The organism is Sulfitobacter sp. HI0129 (assembly GCF_001635395.1).
Taxonomy (GTDB): domain Bacteria; phylum Pseudomonadota; class Alphaproteobacteria; order Rhodobacterales; family Rhodobacteraceae; genus Sulfitobacter.
The window spans coordinates 1-8,343 of sequence record NZ_LWGH01000466.1 but is presented as its reverse complement, the minus strand read 5'-3'; the positions used below and the strand labels follow the sequence as shown (position 1 = coordinate 8,343).

The window sequence follows — 8,343 nt, the reverse complement described above, 5'->3', positions numbered from 1 at the left end:
TTCCGCCGCGCCGGTCGTGAACTGCGAACCGTCCGAAACGAACAGGTTCTTGATGTCGTGGGTCTGCCCCCACTTGTTGACCACACCGTCTTCGGCCTTCTCGCTCATCCGGTTCGTGCCCAAGTTGTGGGTGGACGGATAGGGCGGCGTCGGGAAGGTGCGCGTTGCCCCCACCGCGTCGTAGATCGCGGCGCCCTGCTTGTAGGCGTGGTTGCGCATGGCGACATCGTTGGGATGGTCGCTGAAATGCACATTCGCCACCGGCAGGCCGAACTGGTCCTTGACCTCGGTGTTGAGCGTGACGCGGTTGTCGGACTGCGGCATATCCTCGCCCACGATCCACATCCCGGCCATGTTCTCGTACATGTCGAGCGCGGTGGTGAATTCACGCCCCCACGCCCCGGGATCGAGGAAGGCAGCCATGAAGGGCAGACCCAGCGACAGGGTTTCCAGCTCGTACCCGCCGACGAAGCCGCGCGACGGATCGTGCTTTGCCTCGTCCTGGATGATCCCGGCCATCGTGGTCCCGCGCCACATCTTCACCGGCTTGTCGAACACGCCGTAGACCGACCCGGTCATGTGGCGCATGTAGTTCCGCCCGACCTGATCGGAGGAGTTCGCAAGCCCGTTGGGGAACATGTTCGAGGCGGAGTTCAGCAGCAGCCGCGGGCTTTCGAAGGAGTTGCCCGCCACCGCGACGATCCGCGCCTTCTGCATCTGCAGATCGCCCTTCTCGTCGAAATATTCGACGCCGGTAACCTTGCCGCTGTCGTCATGCAGGATCCGCGCCACATGCGCCTTTTCACGCACTTCGAGGTTCCCTGTCGCCTCGCCGCGCGGAATGTCGGTATAGGCGGCGGACCATTTGGCGCCCCATTTGCAGCCCTGGAAACAAAAGCCGGTCTGCTGGCAGGGCATCCGGTCGTCGTACCAGTCGGAGTTGATCGCCATCTTGCCGGTATGGACTTCCTTGTAGCCGAGCTTCTTGGCGCCGGCTTCGAAGACGAGGTAGTTGTTGCACCCCGGAAGCCCCTCGCGCCCGCCGGTCCGGGTGACCCCCAGCTTGTCTTCGGCCTTGGTGTAATAGGGGGCCATCTCTTCGCCGTCGATCGGCCAGTCGAGAAGCGAGGCGCCTTCGACTTCGCCATAGGTCGTCTTTGCCTTCCACTCATGCGGCTGGAAGCGGATGGACGCGCCCGCCCAATGGGTGGTCGTCCCGCCGACGGCTTTCACGATCCACGCGGGAAGCCCCGAGAAGTCCTTTGCCACCCGCCAGTCTCCCGACGTCGTCCGCGGATCGAGCCAGGCCAGTTGGCCGAAGCTTTCCCATTCATCGTTGATGTAATCTTCGGGCAGATAGCGCCCGCCGGCTTCCAGCGCGACGACGCTGATGCCCTTCTGCGCAAGCTCGTTCGCCAGAACGCCCCCGCCCGCGCCGGTTCCGATAACGACGACGACACTGTCGTCGTTCTTGTCAAATGGTGCTGCCATAGTTCTGTTCCTCCCCTATGGCTCAGAGCCAGTTGATGTCGTTGAAGCCGCGGTCGATATAGCCGCCCTGGCTAAAGCTCTCGCCCTCGTAGCCAAAGATCGGCCACACGGCTTTCTGGTTGTAGAGCCCGGTGACGAGCCCGCCGCGGATCGTCTGGAAAAACGGGTCGTCCTCCATCGACCGCAGCACTTCCACACGGTCCCGCTCCCAGCCGAGATCAATGTAATTGGCGCCCTTCATCTCCCGCGCACGGTCGTCGAGCGCGGCGATGCCCTGGCTCACCATGTCGGCGTTCTCGGGCGTGTCGTAGCCCTTCACCGCCACCACGTAGTTTTCATCCGGCACCTGATCGTGCGGATAGATATCCCGGGCCATCTGCACCAGCGTTGCAAAGGTCTCGGGCTTCACCGCATCCATCTCGGACGCCCATGCCGCGTCCGGGGACGCGACGAAACCGGCCCCGATGACAAAGGACGCGCCCGCGGCGGTCGTGCGTTTCAGCAGATCCCGGCGGGTCATCCCGCGCAGGGTTTTCGTATTGGACATCTTTCGGTCTCCTCCCGTTGTGTCGTGAAGTTTTCGCCGCCGGGCCGTTATTTGAAGCGCCCGCCGCGTTCCAGAACTTCGATCTGGTATCCGTCGGGATCGGCAACGAAGAAGAACCGGGCGATACGCGTGCCGCCCGGCGCGAATTCCACAAGCTTGCGCGGTTCGAGCCCCTCCTTCTCGAACCGTGCATGTTCCGCGTCGAGATCATCGACCGAAACCGCAAGGTGCCCATAGCCATTGCCCAACTCATAGGGCTCGGTCTGGTCCTTGTTGATCGTCAGCTCCAGTTCGAACTCCGATTCAGGGTTCGACAGATAGACGAGGGTGAAATTCTCGAAATCGAGTCGGTCGGCGATCTTCAGGCCAAAGGCCTTGTCGTAGAAATTGACCGAACGATCCTCTTCGAGCACCCGGATCATCGAATGTATTTGCTTGGCCAAGGCCGTCTCCTGCATGTTTACCGATCTCTTCGGGGATCAGGCTAGCAGGCCGTCGGCGCGGGCCGGGTAGTATGCCGTTACTACCCGCACATGTTTTTCGGGACTATCCTGCCCCTATTCTGCCGCCATGGCAGCGGGGGTCGCCGTGCGAGAGATCTCCATAAACTTCAGACATGCGCAGCGCAGCAGCGACGTGAAGTTGGAGGGCTCGCCCCGTTGTTCCAGCACTTCTGCATGCAGTGTCGAGATAAAGACCGGGGTAGTCACGCCGTCGCGGGCCGCGATATCGTCCAGCGTGGCCCAGAAGGCATTTTCCAATCGGATCGACGTGCTCTGCCCGTTCAGCCGCAGGCGGCGGGTCGTGCAGGCATAGCGTTCCGGGTCCTGACCTGCAAAAACTTCACACATGCGATGATCCTCCCGTAATCTACGCATTGGCAGTATGCCGGGGTCAGCGGCCCTGAACTTCTACACGAGTTTTTACCCATCGTCCACTTCGGCCCGCTTCACAGGTATGTGCAGTATGTGACCGGCGAAACATTTGCGCGGCGCGGCCACGGGTCCCCCCCGTGGCCGCGCCGCAACTCATCCAATCAGTCGAACATGTCCGGCTGGGTTTTCACGAGGTCTTCCCAGATCGGCTGGAAATGCAGCCAGCCGATATAGTCGCTGCCCACGTGTTCGCGGCTGTAGCGCGCCCGGTCGGGCTTCACGAGGGTCTGTTCAAGGCCCGTGGCGTCCAGCATCAACTGCTGCTGGCAGCAGCGCTCCAGCGCGATGAACCAGAAAGCGGCGGATTCGATGCTGTGGCGCGACGCGGTGAGCAACCCGTGGTTCTGGTGGATCGCGGCCTTCACCCCCTTGAACGCCTTGGCCACGTTCGACCCGGCGTGGTTTTCCACCGCGACGGCACCGGCTTCGTCCCCGATGATCACGTGATCCTCGAAGAAGGCGCAGGCGTCCTGTGTCACCGGCTTCAGCGGCCGGCCCAGTGCGGCGAAGGCGGTGCCATAGACAGTATGCGCATGGCACATCGCGACGATGTCGGCGTGTTCCTCATGGACACCGGCGTGCAGCACGAACCCGGCGCGGTTCACGGCATAATTGCCTTCGACCACGTTGCCTTCGTGATCCACGAGGATCAGGTTCGACACCTTCACCTGGTTGAAATGCACGGCCATCGGGTTGGTCCAGTAAAGCTCCGGACGCTCGGGATCGCGGATCGTCAGGTGGCCGGCAAAGCCATAGTCAAACCCCTGCAGGGCGAAGGCGCGGCAGGCACCGACCAGCCGCTCCTTGAGGTGCTGACGTTCGTCCGCGACCGAGTCGAAGCTGGGCAGTTCAGGAAAGATCAGACCTTCCTGTTCGGGCTGATAGATCGAAATGCGGTTACCAAGGTCCAGCATGGGATGTCCTTTCGATTAGGGGCTCGGCGTTCATTTCCGTTCGGGCGATCCGCCCCGGCGATGTGCGCGCAAGGGCCGATCGGATGGCAGGAAGATACCCGTTTCGGGGTCGCGCGGGTATCCGGCTTGCGGGAATAACTGCTATTACCGCCGATTATCGTGGGCCCGCGTCAGCCAAAGACCGAAAGCGCGCCGGGGATGGCGATGAAAACGAGAAGAAGTGCCCCGTAGAGCAGAAAATAGGGCACCGAACTGCGCACCACATCCTCGAACCGTCGATTGGTTAGGTTCGTCGCGATGAACAGGTTCAGGCCCACCGGCGGCGTGATCTGCCCCACGGCCACGGCGATGACCATGTAGACCCCGAAGAAGATCGGGTCGATCTCCAGCGCTGCGACCACGGGCATCAGCGTCGGCGTCACGAGGATGATCGCCGCGACATTGTCGAGGAATGTGCCCAGAATGAGCAGCATGCCCAGGATCAGAACCATGATCACATAAGGATTGGTCGAGAATTCGATCAACGAGGCCGCCAACTTCTGCGGAACGTTCTGCGCCGACAGCACATAAGTAAAGATGTTGGAGGCCGCGATGAGAAACAGGATCGTTGCCGTCACCTCCACCGTCCTTTTCGAAATGGCGAAGACGCTTTTCAGGCTCAGGTTGCGATACCATGCAAATCCCACGATCAGCCCGTAAAGGCTGGCGACCGCGGCGGATTCGGTCGGAGTGAAAGCACCCGAATAGATGCCTCCCAGAATGATCACGGGCATCAGCAGCGCCACAAGGCTGTCCCGGACGATATGGACGGAATCGCGCATGTTAATGGGCGCGTCGCCGACATATCCCTTCCGTACGGCCACCCAATAGTTCACCGCCATGAGGCCCGCGGCGATGATGATCGCCGGCACGATCCCCGACAGGAAAAGATCCCCGATGGAGACGCCTGCAACCACGCCATAAAGGACCATGGTGATCGAAGGGGGCACGATCAGCCCAAGTATCCCCGACGCGGCAACCACGGCGGCCGCATCGGCCTGATCGTACCCGCGCCGGGCCATGGTGGGGATCATCACCGACCCGATGGCGGCGGTCGTCGCATTGGCCGAGCCCGAAATGGCACCGAAAATGGCCGAGGCGCTCGTCGCCACCAGCGAAAGCCCCCCGCGATATCGACCGAGGAAGATCGATGCGAGTGCGACCAGCTTCTCCGAGATCTTCACCTCGGTCATCAGGTTCCCCGCGAAGAGAAAAAGCGGGATCGCCATCAGCACGAAAACATCGAGACCGCTGTACATCCGCTGGATCACCAGCAGCAGCGGTATGTCGGTGAAAAAGTAGATGACCGCCGTCGAAGACAGCGCGAGCGCGAAGGCGATAGGCACGCCCAGAAAGATCAGAAAGAAGAACAGGGCGAAAAGCGTGAAGATCACGACCGTGCCTCCGCGATGGCTGCCGCCGCGTGATCCACGGGCGCAAGCAGCGTGTCCCGCATGATCCAGGCCCGTAAGGGCACCGCAAGCGCGTAAAAGATGATCAGGGCGCCGCTGATCGGAAAGGCCAGCACGATATAACCCTTCGGGATGCGCAGCGCCGGAGTAGTCTGGAACATGGCGCGATCGGCGAATTCGGCGCCCTTTACGACGAGCAGGATGCCGATTGCCAACACGCAGGCGAGGCTGAGCAGGGCCGCCGCCCGGCGCAGCGGAATCGGAAACCGCTCCTGAAAGTAGTCGATCGCCATGTGCGCGCGTGTTTTCAACGCCGCCGCAGCCCCCAGCATGGACACGAAGATCAACAGAATGCGCGCGCCCTCTTCGGAGCCGGTCAGGGGAGAGTTGAGCACGTAGCGGAAGATGACCTGAAGACAGACCAGCCCTGTCATCAACAGAAACAGGATGGCGCAGAAAGTCAGCAGCAGCCAGGTCACTCCATCAATGGTACGTCCCAGCCACACGCCAGGGCGCGGCGGGGCCGGGTGGGCAGGGACGGGTGTCGTCCCTGCCGGTCCTTTACGGTCGGTCACTGCCCGGCCTGTTCGATCGCATCGATGATCTCAGGCCCGAACTGCTTGCGGTACTTTTCGATAACCGGCCGGGTCGCTTCGATGAAGGGCGCCTTGTCCACATCGTTGATCTTCATCCCCTTCTCGGCGATTTCGGCCCATTGCGCATCTTCGGCCGCCAGCACCATCGCGGTGTGTTCGGCGGCAAGCTCCCGCCCGGTATCGAGAAGGACCTGCTGATATTCCTGCGGCAGCTTGTCAAAGGCCGCGCGGCTGATCAGCACCGGCGACGACAGATAGATGTGCCCGGTCCGCGACGCGTAGTCCTGCACCTCGTAGAACTTCTGGGTCAGGATATGCGCGGGCGGGTTTTCCTGCCCGTCGACAACGCCAAGCTGCAGGGCCGAATAAAGCTCGGTGAAAGCAATCGGAGTGGCGTTTGCGCCCAGCGTGGTGAAGGTATCGACGAAAATCGGGCCTTCGGGCACGCGCAGCTTGATGCCGACCAGATCCTCGGGCTTTTCGATGGGCATCTTGGAATTGGTGATATGGCGGAACCCGTTTTCCCACCAGCCGACCAGCACGGCGCCCTGTTCCTCGATCTTCTTGCCCAATTGGTCACCGATCTCGCCGTCCAGAACGGTTCGGACCGCATCGCTGTCGGAGAAGATGAATGGCAGGTTAATGATGCCGACTTCGGGAACGAAATTGGACAGGACCGCGTCCGAGGTCAGGACCATGTCCGTGGTGCCAAAGAATGCACCTTCCACAAGCTCCATCTGCTTGCCCAGCGAATCCGAGGGGAACACCTCGATCTTCACGTTGTTGTCGGTGCGCTCCGCCACCAGCTCGGCGAACTTTTCCGAAATCGTCTGGAAGTGGTGATCCGGCGCGCCGGTATGGCCGAATTTGAGCGAATAGGTTTCCTGCGCCAGAACAGGGGCCGCGGCAAGCGTGGCGACGGCGGCAAGGGCAAAGCGCGTGAAAAAACGTCGGTTCAACGTCATGAAGGAATCTCCTCCTCAAGAGTCCAGGGATGCCTTACGGCAGCAAGGGATCGGGGGGCCGCCAGGCCCCATCAAACAAGTTTCTGTCTGTGATTTTCTGCGGTGGCGATGAGCCCCGATCTGCCAATTTGATACGAAGCGGCAGGTCGAAACGTCAATCGAGCGGTCCGAATAACATATATTGCTACCCGTAATAACGCGGCCCGCCCGGCCGGGAGCGTCCTACCAGGGCGGCGTGCGGTAATGCTCTACCAGATGGTCGATGAAAACCCGGATGCGCGGCAGCAGGTCCCGCTCTGGCAGAAAGACCAGATAGAACGCGCTTTCATCGACGGATTGATAGTCTTCGAGCAACGGCACCAATTCCCCCCGGTCGATGGCCGGGCGCGCCAGATGTTCCGCCAGCCGCATGATCCCGGACCCCGCCAGGCACATGGTATAGAGCGACATGCCGTTGTTGGACCGAAAGTTGCCGGTGACCGCAACATTGGCCGCCTTGCCGTCCACCACGAAGGGCCAGCGGTTCAGATGATCCCGCGCCCCTTCCCAGAGCAGGCAGTTGTGATCGGCCAGCGCCGAGGGCGCATCGGGTTTCCCATGCTCAGCCACATAACCGGGCGAGGCGACGACGACGCGCTGCAGGTTGCACAGCTTGCGACTCAACAGGCTGGAATCGCGCAGCTGCCCCATGCGGATCGCAACGTCGATCTGATCCTCGATCAGGTTGGCGCTGTTGTCGTCCAGCGAGAGGTTCAGCCGGATTTCGGGATGAGCGGCGAGAAAGCCGGGCAGGATATGCACCAGCTGATCCAGCCCGAACGCGAGCGGTGCGGTCACCCGCAGATCGCCTGAGACCTTGCCCCGCAAGCCTTGTATCTCCGCCTCCGCCGCGTCCACGGCATCGACCGCACGGCGGCAGGCATGAACGAACTGCTGGCCTTCCGGCGTCAGGCGCTGACCCCGGGTGGAGCGGTGCAAAAGCTGCACCCCGAGTCGTTCTTCAAGGCGGCTGATCGTCTGGCTGACGAAAGGCTGACTGACGTCAAGGATATGCGCCGCCGAGGTGAAACCGCCGGTTTCCACCACCGTCAGAAACACGCGCATCGCCAGCAGCCGGTCGTCCTTCATCAAATCCTTCCTCTCGCCTTCTTCCGGGGGCCGGGCAGGCGATTCCCATGGATCATCCCCGTAGCCTTCCGCAAAGTAAAGGAACGCAAAGATAAGGAGAGGTGCGATCAGCCCCCCGGTTTCACCGGCTCATACCCCCCGTGCCGCACAAAGTGCGGCGTGAACACGCGCCTTGGCGGCGGCGACAGCGGACTCCAGCGTATTGCCCCGCGCCATGCCGCATGCGATGGCGCTGGCCAGTCGGCAGCCGGTTCCCCGCAGCGCCGCATCGACGCGGGGTGCGGGAAAACGCCGCTCATCCGATTCCGAGCGGTAG

General features: G+C 61.9%; 10 protein-coding genes. All 10 read right to left on the bottom strand.

Going from position 1 to position 8,343, the window contains the following annotated elements; genetic code table 11:
- A partial coding sequence (locus A3764_RS12740; RefSeq protein ID WP_067951644.1) for a GMC family oxidoreductase occupies positions 1–1,491 on the bottom strand: 1,491 nt, incomplete at its 3' end.
- Between the two features lie 22 nt (positions 1,492–1,513).
- Positions 1,514–2,038, bottom strand: coding sequence for a twin-arginine translocation signal domain-containing protein (locus tag A3764_RS12735; RefSeq protein WP_067925025.1), 525 nt, complete (start codon positions 2,036–2,038; stop codon positions 1,514–1,516).
- A gap of 47 nt (positions 2,039–2,085) precedes the next feature.
- The gene (locus A3764_RS12730; RefSeq protein ID WP_067925091.1) at positions 2,086–2,481 is read right to left on the bottom strand and encodes a VOC family protein; all 396 of its coding nucleotides are present in this window, start codon (positions 2,479–2,481) and stop codon (positions 2,086–2,088) included.
- A gap of 114 nt (positions 2,482–2,595) precedes the next feature.
- Complete coding sequence (locus A3764_RS12725; RefSeq protein WP_067925022.1) at positions 2,596–2,889, bottom strand: ribbon-helix-helix domain-containing protein; 294 nt, start codon at positions 2,887–2,889, stop codon at positions 2,596–2,598.
- 185 nt (positions 2,890–3,074) lie between these two features.
- Positions 3,075–3,887 carry a class II aldolase/adducin family protein gene (locus tag A3764_RS12720; RefSeq protein ID WP_067925014.1) on the bottom strand — a complete coding sequence of 271 codons (813 nt, stop codon included), beginning with the start codon at positions 3,885–3,887 and terminating at the stop codon, positions 3,075–3,077.
- A gap of 170 nt (positions 3,888–4,057) precedes the next feature.
- Positions 4,058–5,320: a TRAP transporter large permease gene (locus A3764_RS12715; RefSeq protein ID WP_067925011.1), complete on the bottom strand. Its 1,263-nt coding sequence runs from the start codon at positions 5,318–5,320 to the stop codon at positions 4,058–4,060.
- Positions 5,317–5,817 carry a TRAP transporter small permease gene (locus A3764_RS12710; protein WP_067925008.1) on the bottom strand — a complete coding sequence of 167 codons (501 nt, stop codon included), beginning with the start codon at positions 5,815–5,817 and terminating at the stop codon, positions 5,317–5,319. Before A3764_RS12710 ends, A3764_RS12715 begins: the two co-directional genes overlap by 4 nt.
- Before the next feature lie 92 nt (positions 5,818–5,909).
- Positions 5,910–6,899: a TRAP transporter substrate-binding protein gene (locus tag A3764_RS12705; protein ID WP_067925005.1), complete on the bottom strand. Its 990-nt coding sequence runs from the start codon at positions 6,897–6,899 to the stop codon at positions 5,910–5,912.
- Between the two features lie 222 nt (positions 6,900–7,121).
- Positions 7,122–8,027 carry a LysR family transcriptional regulator gene (locus A3764_RS12700; RefSeq protein WP_067925000.1) on the bottom strand — a complete coding sequence of 302 codons (906 nt, stop codon included), beginning with the start codon at positions 8,025–8,027 and terminating at the stop codon, positions 7,122–7,124.
- A gap of 129 nt (positions 8,028–8,156) precedes the next feature.
- The coding region (locus A3764_RS12695; protein ID WP_201722430.1) for a bifunctional hydroxymethylpyrimidine kinase/phosphomethylpyrimidine kinase at positions 8,157–8,343 on the bottom strand (187 nt) is incomplete at its 5' end.